We start from the raw sequence: 16,685 nt of genomic DNA on the forward strand, positions 1-16,685 counted from the left end.
AAGCCGTGCGAGTGGTCAAGCGCCGTCGGTCAGTTCCCACCACGGACGAACAATCTGTCCACTTAGAGAAACATCACCGTCCAGCACGGAAACGCGGTGTCGAGCGAGTCGGAGCGCCTCAGTCATTCGAGCGACGCCCGCGCCGCGGAAGGGGGTGAAAGAGTGAGAGCCCCCCTCGAGCGTTGGAGCAATGAAGACCTCGACAGCGTCGACCTCGCCTGCATCAAGGAACGCGCCGAGGACCCGGCCTCCGCCTTCGACGAGGAGATTCGTCAGTCCACGACGACCGAGCTCATCAAGCAGTTCGGGAATCGGAATCGGCCCACTGCCGGGCAAGAGAATTGGCTCAACGCCCATTGCCTGGAGTGCCTGAACCCGTTGCGGTGGAGCTGCTTCGGAAACGACCACCCAGACCGGAACCGTGCGAGCGGTCCGGACGAGCTTCGAATCGACCGGCAATCGAGCGGTTGAGTCGAGGATGATCCGGGTCGGACATCTCGGGCCGCCTGGTCGAGCAGTCAGCTCAGGGTCGTCGAGCAACACCGTGTTGATCCCGACGAGAATCCCATCCATTCGCCCTCGCACCTCGTGGACGAGGCTCCGGGACCTCGGGTTCGAGATCCACTTGCTGTCTCCCGAGTGACAGGCGGTTTTCCCGTCGAGCGTCATGGCCCATTTGGCCGTTACGAAGGGCCGCCCGATCGACAACCGTTTCAGATAGGGTGCATTCAGAAACCTGGCTTCCGACTCCTCAACGCCCCATTGCACGGTCAGGCCCGCGTCGGACAGTCGGGCGAACCCGCCGCCGGAGACCCTCGGAAAGGGATCACGCATTGCGGCCACAACCCTCGCAATGCCGGAACCGATCACCGCCTCGGTACAGGGGGGCGTCTTCCCCTCGTGGCAGCAAGGCTCAAGCGTCACGTAGAGCGTTGCCCCGTGAGCGGCCTCGCCTGCCTCTTGCAGGGCGTGGACCTCGGCATGGGGACCTCCGTAACGGTCGTGATGCCCCACCCCCACCAGCACACCGTCGCGGACGATCACGGCGCCGACCATGGGATTGGGCTCGACCGCTCCCCGCCCTCGGGCCGCCTCGGCCAGCGCGAGCCGCATCCAGCGGTGGTCTTCCTCAGTGACAATGGACACGGTCGCTCCCCGCTCCGGACACTTCAAAACGGTCTGACCAGGGAGGGACGCCCCTCGGAAGGCGAGTTGTTGGGCTGGGTTCCAGCCGGGGTGACTGGAACAGCTTGCTCAAACCACCGCATCAGATCCGGATCGCTAACCGCAAGCTGCCGAAGCCCTCTCACCCGCAAGCGAACCACCTCAGGAGGGAGTGGGTCGAGGAGGTCACGATACCACCGAGGCAATCGCGCCTCGAAGGTCGCCAGATCGGCGGCAGAGGCTCCATCGGGGCGTTCTCGAAGCCTTCGCAAGTATTCCAGCTCGGCCAGTCGAAGGATCGACAGCCGAGCCGCGCTCAGCCGAGCCGCATTCATTCGCATTCCCTCGGCCTGAGGCCCCTGAGCCCCGGGAGGACGTCTTCCGAATGTGCCGGGGCCGCCTCCGAAGGGCCGGGTTCCGGGAGGATCGACTCCATCCAGCAACCAGGCACGCAGGTCGGTGACCTCTGGCATCAGCCGAAGTCCACGCTGACCGAGCCTCCCCTGGTCCTCCAGAATGGTTTGAAAGGCCTCGCGCACCGCTGGAGCGTGTTCGATGTTCCGCTCACGAGCAAACTGACGAAGCATCGCAATCGTCTCATCCAGCGAACGCGCGGACTCGAGTTGCTGACGTGCCTCATCGTCCAGCAAGGCCCAAATCCGCAGCAAGGTCACGGCGTCGTAAAGCGGGATCGGATTAAACGTGTCAGCCCGAAACCAGAGCGCGAAATCGAAGCCGGGCGCCTCCGGAGAGGAGTCGGGCCCGAGGTGTTCCCGAAGCATCTCAAACCGCTGTTCGGTGGAGGCCGATTGAAACGCGCGACGGGTCTCATCATCGAGCCTGCGGAACCAGGCACCGAAGCGTCGCATCAGGTCGAGGTAGCGCTTGCGTTCCTCGGGATCGAGCTTTGCGAGCTCTCGGTCGAGTTCCCGGATTGCCTGCTGCTCGGTGGTCAGCAGTTGATCGAAGCGCGCGAGCGATTCGGACAGCTCACGCCTGGTTTGGAGTGGCATCTCAGCCAGTCGATCGATGGCTGGGCTGACTGAGGCAATCACCACCGGCAAGGTCACGGCCGAAAGCATCATCGCGACAAGGGTTCGCACGCCGAGCACCATCACACAACCATCGGCGGTCAGTCCGACGCCTCCTTGAACAGGGTCGATTCGTCAAGGCGTCGGAGAAACTCGAAGGAACCGGCCGCCTGGTAATCGTCAAGGCGTTCGGCAATCGTCAGATCACGAGCCAGCCGAGCGGTCCGATCGGGCCAGATCCATCGAGTCGCGCTATAGCCGAGCAAACCACTCAGTGTCAGCACGGCGAGGACGATCAGGAGACTGACAACGCGACGGAAGGCGATCCGAGCCGCCCCAACCAGTCGGTCGTCTCCTGAGGGACGCTCCGAAGCAATGGTGATGGTGCGTTCCGTGAAGGCATCGTCGGCCGGGGGACGAGGCAGGAGGTCGAGAAGATCCCAGGTCGATTTGAGGGATTCAATTTCCCGACGCCCCGAGAGACTCCGAGTGAGCTTCTCCTCCAGGATTCGGACTCGCTCCTCGGCCAGTTCCCCATCGAGGAAGGCGACGAGGTCGGCTCGTTCGTCGGCGGTAAGTCTCAGATGATCCGCCATGATGCCAACCCCATCCGCTGCTTCAGGAGGACGCTTCGAAAACGCCTGAATATCCTCTCCAAGAAGCCCCGACGACCACAACCCTGATACAACCACTCGTCGAGATCAGACCGGGGGGCGACGCAACCAGCCCGGGTGATTCCCCTTCCCACCTGGAATCGGGAAGGGGAATCCGGAATTCCGATTAACGGAAGCCTCCTCCGAAACCTCCCATGCCTCGACCTACGCCACCCATTCCACCACCCATTCGTCCCCCCATGCCGCCGCCCATTCGCCCACCCATGCCACCGCCCATTCGTCCCCCGACACGACTTTGTGGGAGTCGAGCTGAGGAGGCACCACGAGTTTCGCCGGGCGCACCCGTGCGGGCTCCGTAGAAATAGCGCTGAGATCGGCCGAAATACCCACTTGGGGCGGGGCCAGCGGCCTGGCCAGGCAAGAGGACGGTCGGAGGGCGCGTGTACGGGCGATCTTCAAGAGGAACCATCCGATAAGGGTCGTCCATCTCATAGATCGTACTGGCACGGGCCGCTTCGGCATTCGCGCGTCGGGCCTGAGAATAGAGGTTAATTGCTTCGTTCGAACCACCAGCCAGTTGCGCGGCGATGGCCTGGTTCCGCGGGAGGTAATATCCGTAGTAGGCACTGAACGGGTCGAATTGCCCGGAACCAAACCCTGGAGGCAGGTTCGGGACGAACTGAGCCCGAGCCGAAGGGGAGATGGCCAGAAGTCCGATGGCGACGACGAGACCGATCCGGAATCGTGACATAACAGCCACCTCTCTCGGTTGGAGGCGGGAGGGGCAATCGGCCGGGGACCATCCCCGGTTGCAAAGCCTCGCCGATTCAAACAGCAAGCGGTATTTTGAGTATATCGCCCACCCCACCCGAGGCCAACCACCCCCGATGGCGCGTTCCAGGGGCCGAGTTGTCACAACGTGCGAATTATGAGGGGTGAGCAGAGTGTCCCTGAGATCGAGATCCCGGACTGATGCCAGAATTCGATTCCAAGACCTGGGAATTACTCAAGGCAATGCTCTTGATGGCCGTCCTTCTGGTCATCGTCGCCCTGGGAATTCAGTTGATCACCATCTACCGAAGACGGCTCACGACCCGATCGTCCGACTCCAAAGCCGAGCAGGCCGAGCTGTTCCGAGAGGCGTACGAGGCCGGTGAGATCGACACCAACGAGTACCGCCAGATTCAAGACGCACTGGATCGCGGCCAGGCCCCTCCCGCGTTGGGAATCGCTCGGCTTCCCGAGCAATCCTCAGCGTCCTCACCCCAGCTCGTGGAGCAGACGGGGACCGACCCCGCTGACGGCGAGGCGCCTTCCTCACCGGATCCAACACATGAGGGGGGAACCGAAGCACCTGATCTGCCTCGGTCAGGGTAAATCAGGGACTCGGTTCCTCCAACGAGTCATCTCCGTCGATCCTCGTCAAAAGTCCCTGGCGACCACGTTCCCCAAGACCACCGTCCCGATCATCGCGCTAGAAGGTGCGGTGGATTCGGTCGGCATCGCGGGCCGGATTGATCCCGAGACTGCTCTGGCGGATGAAGGAGACGAATTCGGACACCTCGGCGATGTGACCGAGATCGGCTTCGATTCGTTCCAGGGCGGTCGTGCGCGTTCGCCCCTCTTTGTAGAGAATCCGGTACGCGTCGCGCAGGGCGTTGATGGCCTTGACCGAGAAGCCCGCCCGGCGAAGTCCGACCAGATTGAGCCCGGACACCGCGTTGTATCCCTGCAAGAGCACGAACGGCGGGACGTCCTTGGTGGTCGAGCCCAGCCCGCCAATCATCGCCAATCGGCCAATTCGCACATGCTGCTGCACGGCGGCATGGGCGGAAAGGATACAGCCGTCTTGCAACTCGGCATGCCCGCCAATCAGGGCGCCGTTGACGATGGTACAGCCGTCTCCGACAATCGCGTCGTGCCCGATGTGGCAGCCGATCATCAGGTAGTTTCGCTGTCCGATCCGGGTCTCGCCTCGGGCCGAGGTGCCCCGATGAATCGTCACGTATTCCCGGATCACGTTGCCATCGCCCACGACCAGGCGGGTGGAATCTCCGGGGTCACGACGATGCTGGGGTGCCTTCCCCAGCACCGCTCCATGCCCGATGAAGTTGTCGCGTCCCAACTCCATGGGGCCAGTCAGGCAGGCGTGCCCTTCGATCACACAACCCGGACCGATGGAAACCGGCCCTTCAACGATCGCGAAGGGGCCGACCTGGACGTCGGGGGCCAGTACGGCCTCGGCGCTAATGACGGCCGTCGGGTGGATCAGTTCCGAATCCGCGAGTGTCATCGGCATCGCCAGTGCCTCCTGCTGCGGCCGCGGGCAACATCCTGTCGCCCTGTGCGAAAGAAATCATCGGCAGTCCGACCACCGTGATTGCTGCTGAATTGGGTCGAGATGCGGGCGACTTCTAGTCAGTTCCATTCTTTCTGAGAACCGGACGAAGTCATGAAATTCAATCGGCCCGTCCCTGCCCGTCTCATGACAGCGAGACGGGGTGACCGGACCGAGCGCTCTCCACCTCGGCATGACAGAGGACAAGAGCTTGCCGGGCCAGTTCTCCCGAGAGTTCGGCCGCAGGCACTCCAGAGGTCACCGAGGCGACCGCGGCTCCAATCTCCTGAGCGAACGCGTCGATCGGGTCGCCACTGCCCAGTTCCGGGTGTTCGACCTGACCATTCGGCAAGATGACCGAGACGGGCATTGCCAGATGGAATTGATCGCCCAGGGTCGCGGCCTCGAAAGCCAGCGTTGCCCCTTCCAAATACAGCTCGTAGCCGTGGGTGAAGGGGCGTCCCGACTGGCTCAAGGCCCCCGATACGGCCGAAACGGCCAGGTCGGGGTCGTCGTACAGGTACTGGGTCGTCAGGTGAAGCGCCACGCCATCCTCCGACACCCCCCTGCTCTGCACGGCCTTCGGCACGCCGCACACGAGCCCGATAAAGTGGGTGTCGTGAATGTGCAGGTCAATGGCCGGTCCGCCGTTCCGCTGCAAATCGGCCACGCCGCTCGACCAGTCGGGCTTGGAGATGACCCGCTTGAAGTGCGCGGCCTTGAGCCGACCATATCGTCCCGAGGCCACGGCTTCACGCGCGAAGGCGAATTCCGGGAAGTACGGCAGGACGTGAGCGACCATCAACAAGCGTCCCGCCTTTTGGGCGGCGGCGACCATGCGGTCGGCATCGTCGGTCGAAAGCGCGATCGGCTTTTCGACGAGCACATGCTTACCGGCTTCCAGGGCCTTGATCGCCATGTCGGCGTGCTGCTCATTCGGCAGACAGAGGTCAACCAGTTGAACGCGTTCATCGGCGAGCATTTCGTCGAATTCCGCGTACGCACTGATTCCCGAAAGGTCCATCTGCGTACCCTTCGGGCCGAAATTCCCCTGAATGCCCGTCCAGTCGCCCGATCGTTTCTTGGGGTCTCGGCTGCAAATGGCCACCACGCCGGCATCCGCGAGCTTACGGGCTGCCAGAAAGTGGATCATCCCCATGAAGCCGATGCCGGCGATCCCGATCCCGACCATCGCACCACCCCGAAGTCGCGAGACGAATTCGAACCGGACAGCCCCTGCTCAACGAGAGGTTCTGACCTATTGTGGAGGGCACCATAGCACGCCGTCGATGCCCTGGCAAGGCCGGGGGACGCCCGGTGTGACGACTTCTTTCGAATCGTGTTGCAATGCGACAAGACCGCTCGAACCTCCGGACTTCACAATCCGGCGGAGGCCCGCAGGGGAGCCCTGTCGATGACTCGCGTCTCACGACTGGTCACCATCATTTCCGTGGCCACCCTCACCAGTTTTGCCACCCTTACCGTTCGAGCCGAAGACCCCGCCGTCGAGCAGAATCGGCGCCTGGGGCGCGGGATCAATCTTGGCAATGCTCTGGAGGCCCCCCAGGAAGGGGATTGGGGAATCATTCTCGAAGAATCCTATTTCGAAGCGATTCAGCGTGCCGGATTCGACTCGGTACGGATTCCGATCCGCTGGTCAAACCATGCCGCACGGACGGCGCCCTACACCATTGATCCCGCGTTTTTCGATCGCGTGGACTGGGCAATCCACCAGGCGGTTTCTCGGGGATTGCAAACGGTGATCAACTTCCACCACTTCGAGGAGCTTTACGAGAATCCCGAAGCCGAACGCACGCGGTTTTTAGGTCTCTGGAAGCAGGTGGCTGAGCGCTATCGGAACCTGCCCGGGTCGGTCGTTTTCGAGATTCTCAACGAACCGCACGGTAACCTCGACGCCGAACGTTGGAACACGTTGCTCGTCGAGGCCCTGGGGGTGATCCGAGCGTCGAACCCGGATCGAATCGTCATCGTCGGGCCTGCCAGTTGGAACAATTTCCGTGCGCTGGAGACGTTGCAATTACCGGAGGACGACCGCCGATTGATCGTCACCTTCCATTACTACGATCCCTTCCCGTTCACGCACCAGGGGGCGGAATGGGTTGAGAATTCCGATCCGTGGCTCGGGACCTCCTGGAACGGCTCGAACACGGAACGGGCTGAAGTCACGTCGGCGTTCGACCAGGTGGCCACATGGGCAACAGAGCACCATCGGCCGATTGTTCTGGGAGAGTTCGGCGCCTACTCCAAGGCTGATCTCGCCTCACGAGCCCGATGGACCGCGTTCATTGCCAGGCAGGCCGAGCGGCGAGGGTTTTCGTGGGCATACTGGGAGTTCGGCTCAGGCTTCGGCGCCTTTGATCCCCAGCAAGGTCGCTGGCGGCCGGAACTCCTTCGCGCCCTGGTTCCGACAAGCAGGAGCGGGAATCGTCCCTGAGTCGTCGGCGTTGGTGATCACTCGAAGATCGGGTCGGTTGCGGGTTTCCTCGGACGAATTCGCGCGCGATCATGGGGCGACTTTACCCCCAGGAGGCCCACCATGACCGATCCGATTTCTCGTCGCAATTTCCTTGCTTCCTCTGCCCTGGCCAGCGGTGCCCTTGCCGCCGGTGTCGCCTCGGGAGCAACCCCCAGGCCGCATCCGAGACCCCGGCACCCCGGGCCGAACGAGCAGATCACGCTCGGATTCATCGGCACCGGAGGCATGGGTCGAGGCTTGATCAACACGTTCAAGCGGTTCGACGACGTTCGGATTGCCGCCGTCTGCGATGTGTACGAACCGCACGCCCTGGAGGCCGTCTCCACCTCTGGCGGGAGTCCGGACGTTTACGACGACTTCCGTCGCGTGATCGACCGGCAGGACATCGACGCGGTCGTCATAGCCACGCCCGACCACTGGCACGCGATCCCGAGTATTCTCGCCTGTCAGGCCGAGAAGGACGTGTATTGCGAGAAGCCGCTCGCCTGGTCCATTGGCGAGGGGAGCCGCGTGGCGCAGGCTTCGGAAAAGCACCAGCGCGTCACCCAGATGGGCAACCTGATCCACGCGACCGACAACTATCACCGGATCGCCGAAATCGTGCAGTCGGGCTGCCTCGGCAAGATCACCAAGGCCCGGGTCTGGATGGTCCGCGACGGCAAGAGCGACTTCCTGGGCACGCCGGAGAACGGCACGCCCCCGGCCGGCTGCGATTACGATATGTGGCTCGGACCAGCCCCCGAGCGGCCGTTTAACCCGAATCGGTTCACCTTCAGCTGGCGGTTCTTCTGGGACTACGGGGGCGGGTTCCTCTCCGACTTCGTCTGCCACCTGGTCGATCCGGTCCTTTGGGGCATGAAGGCCAAGGCCCCGGAATTCATCGTCGCCAGCGGAGGCCGCTACGCCCTCGACGACAACGGCGAGACGCCCGACACGCTCGAAGTCATCTACCGATTCCCGACCGACTGGCAGCTCATCTGGAGTCTTCAGACGAGTGCGCCGCATGGCTTCCGGGGTCGGTCGTCCGGGATCGAGTTTGTCGGCACCAAGGGAACACTTCACGGCCACTACAACGATTACGTCATCATTCCCAATCCCGGAGAGGAGATCGTCGAGCCCGAGCCGACCCTTCCGCGATCGCCGGGGCACCACCGGGAATGGCTCAACAAGATCAAGAGTCGGGAACTCTGCTCCTGCAACTTCCGCTACGGCCACGAGCTTTCTGCGGTCGGGCACCTCGGCAACATCGCCCTCCGGACACAGGACGCCTTGATGTGGGATAGCGAAGCCGAACGCTTCACCAACTCTGAAGAAGCCAACGGCTATCTGTTCCGGGACGAGTACCGCAAACCCTGGGACTTGCCGAAGGTCTGAGCATGTTAGCCTTCTGAATCGTTGACCCTCGAAGCCAAGGGGGAGCGCTCGGCAAGCGTGTCGGGCGCTCCCCTTCATTTCCCATCAACAGGCTGTTCGAAGACGCGGAAACGAGAGGTGGGCCGAGAGCTTCGGGGCTTCTCCTCAAACACCCCCGAACCACCACGGGCGGTTTCGAGTGCGAGCCCCCCACAGTTTCGACCCTTCGGTTGTTCGAACCGGGTCAAGCTGCCCAGATGCCGTCAAGCTCGCCGAGGCAAGCGATCCCGTCGTCGTGGTGGAGCTTCCCGAAAGCGGAAACAGACCAGGGAAGGCAGGCAAGCCGATCGCCCCGAAACTGCCGTAGCGTACTGTCCTCGCCGGTGCTCCGCCCGAGGGAAGAATGCCGAAGCGATGATATCCGTTGTCGGGGCTGAAGCCGTAGACCGCCAGATCCGTGCGACCGTCGCCATCGTAATCGCCGGCAACAGGCACGTCTTCCGCTCCTCCGAACGGGAGGGTCAACGTGGGCCGACCACTGCTGAACAGAATCCCGAATCGAGCGAACTGATTCAGGGGGCTATACCCGTAGACGGCGAGGTCGGTCCGCCCATCGTCATCGAAATCGCCAATCACGGGAGAGTCGTTCAAGCCCCCGAACGGAACGGGATAACCCCCGATCGCCTGAGAGAACGTCAGGTCATTCCGCCCCGAAGGAAGGATGGCAAAGCGGCTGTAGCCATTGACCGGGCTGTAGCCATACACGGCGATGTCGGTCCGCCAGTCGCCGTCGAAATCGCCGGTCACCGGGAAATCGAACGGCCCACCGAAGGGCCGACTGAATGCCTGCCCCGTGTCAGAAAGCAGGACGCCGAATCGGCTAAACCCTTCGTTTGGGCTGTAGCCATACACGGCGATGTCGGTGAAACCATCCCCGTCAAAGTCTCCCGCGACCGGGAAGTCAAACGGGCCACCAAAGGGAATCGACCGGGTTGCGCCATCGGTCGATCGTCGATAGAGGAACCGGGAGTATCCCTGGGCAGCGTCGTAGCCGAAAACGGCCGGATCAATGATCCCGTCACCGTCGAAGTCCGCATCGACGGGAAAATCGACCCTCGTTCCCAGTTCCTCGATGCGGAAGCTCAGGTCAGACGATTGCCAGATCTCAAAGCGGCCTCTTCCACCAACGACCGAGTAGGTCGAGACATCCGTGCTTCCGTCACCGTCATAATCGGCCGGGACTGCACTCCGACGGACCGAAAAGACGGTCGAGGCTCTTCCTTCCCCCTGGTTTCCGGCCAGATCACGCACTCCGCTGGCATCCACCTGCAACTCGTAATCACCAGACAGCGCAGTTGCGTCCGACAACCCGTTGATGCGGTAAACGGAGGGAGACGCCGGAGAGATCGCCAGACTGACCCCGGAACCAAGCGTCACGTCCCGACCATTTCGACGCAACCGGAGCGCCGAAGTCTGGAAGCTGGACGGAACAATCGGCTCACTGAATTGAACCTCGATCGATCCCAAGGGGATGCGGCTGACGTTGGGAATCACAGGGCCGACTCGAAGGATCTTGGTTGGGATGCGGTCCACAAAAAGTCGGGTGATACCGGCCAGGAGCTCGCCACTTCCATCGTCAACCTGGCCGGCAACCAGAATGGCTCCTCGCCCGTCCAGCGAGGCGCCTCGGGCTCGATCGTGATCGAAGGGCCGGGGTCCGAGATTAAACGGGATGATCACCTGGCCATTCACCCCAAAGGTGTCGACGCGATGACCGGAGGTGGACAGTTGAACCACTCCGAAGTCTGAATCGCCCCGGGCGCTTTGCACCTCTCCCGCGACGAGAAGTCTCCCGTCCCCCTGGCGAGCCAGCGCGACCGCGATGTCCCGATCTCCCGTCCCGACGTCGACCTGGACCCGACCGTTCTGGCCAAACGTCACATCGGGAGACCCGTTGACGTTGACTCTGAGAATGCCGAAATCGCTTCGAAAGTTGTCTCGCAGCACGGTGCCGGCAGCCACGATCTTGCCGTCAGGCTGGATCACGAGCGCCGACGGGTCATCGTGCCGGCGTTCCGACGTGCTTCCGAGATTGAACCCCAGCACAACCCGGCCGTTCGTGCCGAACGAGGAATCGAGGCGACCATCCGCCCAGAGTCGAGCGAATCCGAAATCGCGATGCCGCTCCGCCGTAGTCACCGAACCCGTCACCACGATCCGGCCATCGGGCATAAGCGCCACACCGGTGGCATCATCATCCTGCTGCTCGACCGAGGCTCCGAGATCGAACGCGACAACGGCCCGGCCATCTTGGGCGAAGCTCGAATCAAGGCTTCCATCGGGGTTCAGCCGGACCAGCCCGAAATCGTTCTTGTCTCCGCGATCGTCGACCGATCCCACCACGAGAATCTTGCCATCAGGCTGAACCACGACATCCCGGGCGATCTCGTCTTGCTCAGTCACAATCGAACCCCGATCGAATCCAACGACCCTCCGGCCACCGGTTCCGAATCGGGGGTCAAGTTGACCATTGGCCAGAAGCCTTGCGATCCCGAAGTCTCGCTGGCCACCCGCCTGCTCCACCGATCCGACCACCAAGATCGCACCATCCGCCTGAACCGTGACCGCCTGGGCTCGGTCGCTCGCATTGGAGCCAAGGTCGAAGGCAATGACGGTCGTCCCCATCGTGCCAAAGGTCGTATCGATCTGGCCGGTCGAATCGAATCGGACGACGACGAAATCATCGTTGCCATCTCGACTGACCGTGCCCACAACAACTGCGCCCCCCAGAGGATGCGCAGTCATGTCCCTGATCTCCGCAAGGTCGGCAATGACCGCCGTTCCCCTGCCAGGAAGATCAGGCCGACCGAAGCCGACATCGAGGGATCCGTTGAGCAGCGTCCGTCCTTCCAGCCCCTCAAGGGCTGGTCTCAGGAGCTTTCGACGGCGCGAGTGGGCCCCTCGGGTCCTGAACCAATCGTGAACAACGCCCGAGCCAGCCGACGAGGCATTCATCGATTCAGTCCCGAATCAGGCGAGACGGGCGGGGGAAAGGGATCAACTCCATGCATCCCGCACGGCACCCTGGACCGCAATGGACGTCGATCAACCACGGAAAGGACGGGGAGAGTTCTAACCAATCAAACGCCCCTGGTCCGATGTGCTGGGCCGTTTGACCACTTCTTAAAACGTCGCACCCGAAGCATCGACCAGGAACAGGCTCCATGTTGATTGAGAATTCTCATCAAATCAATGCGTTTCACCTCAATATCAATGAAGTTGCCAGTTCTGCTTCCAAGAATGCCGGCAGCCTTCCACTCAATCTCGCATTGCCCCGGAATGCCGTCGCTGGGGATTTCGTCGGCAACTCACGCCCTCCAGGGAACTGGCTGTGTCTCGAAATCGGGTCGCCGTCGATTTGATTCTCAAGACTCAGGAGCATTGATTGCGTAAGCTGAAGCGGTGTTCCCAGACGATCTGTCCCACGAGACCACTCCTGTGATCGAGCGCCTTTTGATTCCCGCCTGGAATGCTCCTCCCCGATCGATGGGCGAATGGGAGGAACGGTTCGAACAGCTCGGACACGCACCCTTGATCGATCGTGACGACCCGGAAGAAACCTGGCTCATCCTCGACGCGATCGGAACTCGCCTGCTGGCCGTGATCGAAGGCGCGGCCCTGGCGGCCTTGCACGCCGAAATCGATGCGTCTGACCCCTCGCCCGCGCTCGAGTTGCTCGAACGCGCAGCCAGAGACCTCAACTGGGAAGTCCACGACACCGAGGACGATGACGACGAGGGGGCCTGAGTCTGCCCGATCACTCTCAGGAATCGGGATCAAACCGAATTCCCGGCAACTCCTGGACGGCTTGCTGCAGGGCTTGCTCCCATTGATCGTGAATCGCCGCGAGGTCCGGATCGCGTTCGGAAAAGCGGCGCCGACGGCGGAGTTGGAGCTCGTCACGCGAGTAGATCAAGAGGTCGATCGGTGGACCAACGGTGACGTTGGATCGCATCGTGGAATCGAGCGAGATCAATGCATAGAGCGCCGCGTCCTCAAGGGTCGTGCGCTCGTATCGAACTCCGCGATCAAGAATCGGCCGACCATATTTGCACTCGCCGATCTGCAAATAGGGCGATTCCTCCGAGGCGCGCAGCGGGTTTCCCTGCGGGTAAATCAGATAAAGATCGTGCGGCTGGCCTCGGATCTGCCCGGCGAGAACCGTGTGGACATTGAACCGGTACTGGTCCTGTTCCAGGGCATCCCGATCCAGCTCGGCCACGCGCCGCACCTTCTCGCCAACCACCCGAGCGGCATCGTACATGGTCTCGCACGAGGCGAGGCCGATCCCCTGCTCAAAATCCTGACGAAGCAATGCCATCATCGACTGACTGCAGGAAAGACTCCCGCTGGTCATCAGCACGAACACACGATGGCCAGGATTCTCAAATGTGTGCATTTTCTTGCAAACATTCACCTGGTCATACCCTGCGTTCGTCCGAGAATCCGACGCGACGACGAAACCGTCCTTTGTTATGATTCCCAGGCAGTACGTCATCCGCGCCGTCCCCTCCGTCGTGTCGATTGATTGCGTTGGCATGGACCCGCAGTTCTTGGAGGATGCTCCTCCTTGACTCGGGACGCTACCCTGGTGGATTCGCCCTGTACCAGCGAACCTGAATACCACGCTGCCGCCAGACTTCGCAAGTCGGGCGAGAGAAGCGGACACGAACTTCGAGAACGCCGGAATCGGACGGCACCGGCCCCTCACCTCGCCAAGCGGGTTCGCCAGTCGATCGACGATCAAGAACCCTCGCGTCAAGAGGTTCAGGTGAACGTCTTGAGTTCACCACGAAAGGCGTTCCTTCCTCAAATCGATCGGTGCAATGCGCCGGGCGACCCGTTAAGATCGATGAGGGAGACCAACCTGAGAGGACTTCGCTTATGACAGCTCTGATTTCGCAAGCAGCGATGGTGACGGCCATTCTGGTCGGTTCATCGAATCCCGCAACGACCACCGATGCATCGGGGTGGACGAAGCACACGATCAACGACCGCAGTCCGTTCGAGGCCGCCGGCGCCTTCGACGTGGATGGAGACGGCATTCTCGATGTCGTTTGCGGTGAATCCTGGTATCGAGGGCCCGATTTCCAGACCTCGTACAAGGTCCGAGACGTCACGCAACGTGGCACGTACTTCAACTGTTTCGCCACGTTGCCGGTCGACGTCAACGGCGACGGCTTGATGGATTACATCACCTGCTCGTACTTCGGCCGCGATGTGGGGTGGGTCGAGAACCCCGGAGAGGCCGGCACGCTCTGGACCTACCACGAGATCGACCTGCCAGGACCGAGCGAGGCGGCCTGGATGGTGGACCTGACCGGCGACGGCCAGCCCGAAATCTTGCCGAATCCGGTCAACGTGGTGGTGTTCTACCGGCTTGAGAATCCGGGGCCGAACGCCTCGTGGACCAAGGTCGAGTTGGGCACCGAACAGGCCGGGCACGGGGTCGGCTCGGGTGACGTGAATGGCGACGGACGGATCGACATCCTCACGCCGAAGGGTTGGTTCGAGTCTCCTGAATCGCCACTGAGCGAGTCCTGGACCTTCCACCCCGAGTGGTCCCTGCTTGGGGGTCACGCGGATCGACCGAACGACATGGCCACCGGCATCCAGATTCTTGCCAAGGACATCGATGGCGATGGTCTGGGGGATGTGGTCTACGGCATGGGCCACAACTACGGCCTCTACTGGATCAAGCAACAGCAAGACGCCGAAGGCCGCCGAAGCTGGTCGGACCCGATGTTCATTGATGACACGATCCACCAGGCCCACACCTTGCTTTGGGCCGACCTCGACGGCGACGGACAGGAGGACGATCTGGTCACCGGCACCCGGATCTACGGCCATGAAGTCGAACCGGGAGATACCGATGCGCCGATCATTGCCTCCTATCGGTTCGATCGGGATGCGGGCCAGTGGACCCGATCATTGCTCTATCAGGGCGAACCGGCCACGGACGCCCCTCCCCCCGACCGCGCCGGCGATCGAAACGCCCTCAACGATTTTCCCCGAGGCACCGCCGGAACAGGTTTGCAAATGATGGCCGTCGACCTTGACGACGACGGCGACCTCGACCTGCTCTGCCCCGGCAAGAGTGGACTCTACTGGTTGGAAAATCCACAGAGCTGATGTGGTTTCACCCTCCGTGTGGGTCCTCCGTGCTTCGCCAGCGCCAAGGACCTGCACGGTCTCATGATCAATGGGTGCCGATTCGAGTTCCCGAATCGGGTCAGCGACTGCCGGCTCCGATCGGCACATCTCGATCCCTTCCGTCGGAATTCGGCGCGTCCGGTCTTCGCCTCGGGTCCTCTCTTGCGGTATCGTGGGAGGAGATCCGAGGAACTGATCTTCGTTGAAATTCGCGCCCGGGAGTGTTCCGAACATGGCAACCGCCTCTGCCTCGACCCCCTTATCAAAGCTCCAGGCTCAGAAGCAAAGCGTCTGGATCGATTTTATGAGCCGCGCGTTCGTCCGCCAGGGGGAGCTCGCTCGGCTGATTGAAGACGATGGGCTCCAGGGAGCCACGTCCAACCCGACCATCTTCGAGAAGGCGATCGGCCACAGCTCGGACTACGACGACGATACCCGGCGACTGGTTGCTGATGGGGCCGACGTCGACACGATTTACCAGAATCTGGTCGTCGCTGACATTCAGGGTGCGCTCGAACTGTTCCGTCCGGTTTATGACCGAACCGATGGCCTGGACGGTTATGTAAGTCTCGAAGTCTCTCCCCTGCTTGCTCACGAGCGCGAAAAGACCACGGAAGAAGCCAAGCATTACTGGCAACGCCTCGACCGGCCGAACGCGATGATCAAGATCCCCGGGACCGCCGAATGCGTCCCGGCCATCGAGGACTCGCTGGCGGATGGCCTTAATATCAACGTCACATTGCTGTTCAGTGTCGAGGCGTATGAGGCAGTGGCTCAGGCCTACGTGCGTGCCCTGAAACGTCGGATCGACGCGGGCCAGCCGGTGGATCACATCGCCTCGGTCGCCAGTTTCTTCGTTTCTCGCATCGACACCGAGGTCGACGCTCGGCTCGATGCATTGATCGCGAAGGAGTCGGACGCGGGCCGCAAGGCTCAACTCGAAGCCCTCAAGGGCAAGGCGGCCATCGCCAACGCCAAGAACGCCTATGCCGCCTACGAGCGAATCTTCTCTGGTCCCGAGTGGGAGGCTCTGGCCGCCAAGGGGGCTCGCGTCCAGCGGCTACTTTGGGCTTCGGTCGGCACCAAGAACCCGAACTACCCGGATACGCTTTACATTGACGAACTGATCGGGCCGGACACCGTCAGCACGATGCCCCCCGACACATACAACGCGTTCCGCGATCACGGCCGCATCGTCGATCAGCCCACGCTGACGACCGAGATGGCCGAAGCCCGTGGCATCGTTGCGCAACTTGCCGAGGTCGGAATCAACCTGAACGAGGTGACCGACTTTCTCTTGAAGGACGGTGTCGAGAAATTCGCCCAGTCCTTCGACGACCTCTACGCTGCCGTCCGTGCGAAGCGGGAGCAATTCGCCCGCTGAGCAGGTCGACTCCGTCCCTCTTCGTTGAGGCTGCGTGCGGCAAATACAAAACGGCCGACAAGCCTTCCGAGCAATCGGAAGGCTTGCCGGC

The 16,685-nt window shown here is 62.1% G+C and carries 15 protein-coding genes; 7 read left to right on the forward strand and 8 right to left on the reverse strand.

Going from position 1 to position 16,685, the window contains the following annotated elements; all coding sequences use genetic code 11:
- Positions 1–15 precede the first annotated feature (15 nt).
- From ribD to GA615_RS13830, 4 genes are all read right to left on the reverse strand, one after another.
- A complete protein-coding gene (ribD, locus tag GA615_RS13815; protein ID WP_235905416.1) occupies positions 16–1,146 on the reverse strand; it encodes a bifunctional diaminohydroxyphosphoribosylaminopyrimidine deaminase/5-amino-6-(5-phosphoribosylamino)uracil reductase RibD in 1,131 nt (376 codons plus the stop codon).
- 23 nt (positions 1,147–1,169) lie between these two features.
- Complete coding sequence (locus tag GA615_RS13820; protein ID WP_152051890.1) at positions 1,170–2,267, reverse strand: hypothetical protein; 1,098 nt, start codon at positions 2,265–2,267, stop codon at positions 1,170–1,172.
- Positions 2,268–2,296: 29 nt separating this feature from the next.
- On the reverse strand, positions 2,297–2,791 hold the full coding sequence (locus GA615_RS13825) for a hypothetical protein (RefSeq protein ID WP_152051891.1): 495 nt from the start codon (positions 2,789–2,791) through the stop codon (positions 2,297–2,299).
- 184 nt (positions 2,792–2,975) lie between these two features.
- Positions 2,976–3,560 (reverse strand): hypothetical protein, encoded by a 585-nt coding sequence (locus tag GA615_RS13830; protein ID WP_152051892.1) that lies wholly within the window; start codon positions 3,558–3,560, stop codon positions 2,976–2,978.
- Positions 3,561–3,781: 221 nt separating this feature from the next.
- Between GA615_RS13830 and GA615_RS13835 the strand changes: the two genes are divergently transcribed.
- Positions 3,782–4,186, forward strand: a complete 405-nt coding sequence (locus GA615_RS13835) for a hypothetical protein (RefSeq protein ID WP_152051893.1) — start codon at positions 3,782–3,784, stop codon at positions 4,184–4,186.
- A gap of 97 nt (positions 4,187–4,283) precedes the next feature.
- Here GA615_RS13835 and lpxA read toward each other — a convergent pair whose 3' ends face one another.
- Together lpxA and GA615_RS13845 are read right to left on the reverse strand one after the other, a co-directional pair.
- Positions 4,284–5,108, reverse strand: coding sequence for an acyl-ACP--UDP-N-acetylglucosamine O-acyltransferase (gene lpxA, locus GA615_RS13840; RefSeq protein ID WP_235905417.1), 825 nt, complete (start codon positions 5,106–5,108; stop codon positions 4,284–4,286).
- A 184-nt stretch (positions 5,109–5,292) separates the two neighbouring features.
- On the reverse strand, positions 5,293–6,339 hold the full coding sequence (locus GA615_RS13845) for a Gfo/Idh/MocA family protein (RefSeq protein WP_152051894.1): 1,047 nt from the start codon (positions 6,337–6,339) through the stop codon (positions 5,293–5,295).
- Positions 6,340–6,561: 222 nt separating this feature from the next.
- Between GA615_RS13845 and GA615_RS13850 the strand changes: the two genes are divergently transcribed.
- Together GA615_RS13850 and GA615_RS13855 are read left to right on the forward strand one after the other, a co-directional pair.
- Entirely contained in the window at positions 6,562–7,602 is a 1,041-nt protein-coding gene (locus tag GA615_RS13850) for a glycoside hydrolase family 5 protein (protein WP_152051895.1), read from the forward strand.
- Between the two features lie 102 nt (positions 7,603–7,704).
- Entirely contained in the window at positions 7,705–9,018 is a 1,314-nt protein-coding gene (locus GA615_RS13855) for a Gfo/Idh/MocA family protein (protein ID WP_152051985.1), read from the forward strand.
- 144 nt (positions 9,019–9,162) lie between these two features.
- Here GA615_RS13855 and GA615_RS13860 read toward each other — a convergent pair whose 3' ends face one another.
- On the reverse strand, positions 9,163–11,802 hold the full coding sequence (locus GA615_RS13860; protein ID WP_161602332.1) for a hypothetical protein: 2,640 nt from the start codon (positions 11,800–11,802) through the stop codon (positions 9,163–9,165).
- A 419-nt stretch (positions 11,803–12,221) separates the two neighbouring features.
- Between GA615_RS13860 and GA615_RS13865 the strand changes: the two genes are divergently transcribed.
- Positions 12,222–12,419, forward strand: coding sequence for a hypothetical protein (locus GA615_RS13865; RefSeq protein WP_152051897.1), 198 nt, complete (start codon positions 12,222–12,224; stop codon positions 12,417–12,419).
- 76 nt (positions 12,420–12,495) lie between these two features.
- Entirely contained in the window at positions 12,496–12,804 is a 309-nt protein-coding gene (locus tag GA615_RS13870; RefSeq protein WP_152051898.1) for a hypothetical protein, read from the forward strand.
- A gap of 16 nt (positions 12,805–12,820) precedes the next feature.
- On the opposite strand, the gene GA615_RS13875 is transcribed toward GA615_RS13870, so the two are convergent.
- The gene (locus GA615_RS13875; RefSeq protein ID WP_235905418.1) at positions 12,821–13,456 is read right to left on the reverse strand and encodes a peptidase; all 636 of its coding nucleotides are present in this window, start codon (positions 13,454–13,456) and stop codon (positions 12,821–12,823) included.
- 485 nt (positions 13,457–13,941) lie between these two features.
- Here GA615_RS13875 and GA615_RS13880 point away from each other — a divergent pair, with 485 nt between their 5' ends.
- Positions 13,942–15,189, forward strand: coding sequence for an FG-GAP repeat domain-containing protein (locus tag GA615_RS13880; RefSeq protein WP_161602333.1), 1,248 nt, complete (start codon positions 13,942–13,944; stop codon positions 15,187–15,189).
- A 253-nt stretch (positions 15,190–15,442) separates the two neighbouring features.
- Positions 15,443–16,594, forward strand: a complete 1,152-nt coding sequence (gene tal / locus GA615_RS13885) for a transaldolase (RefSeq protein WP_152051900.1) — start codon at positions 15,443–15,445, stop codon at positions 16,592–16,594.
- Positions 16,595–16,685 lie beyond the last annotated feature (91 nt).

The organism is Tautonia marina (assembly GCF_009177065.1).
GTDB lineage: Bacteria > Planctomycetota > Planctomycetia > Isosphaerales > Isosphaeraceae > Tautonia > Tautonia marina.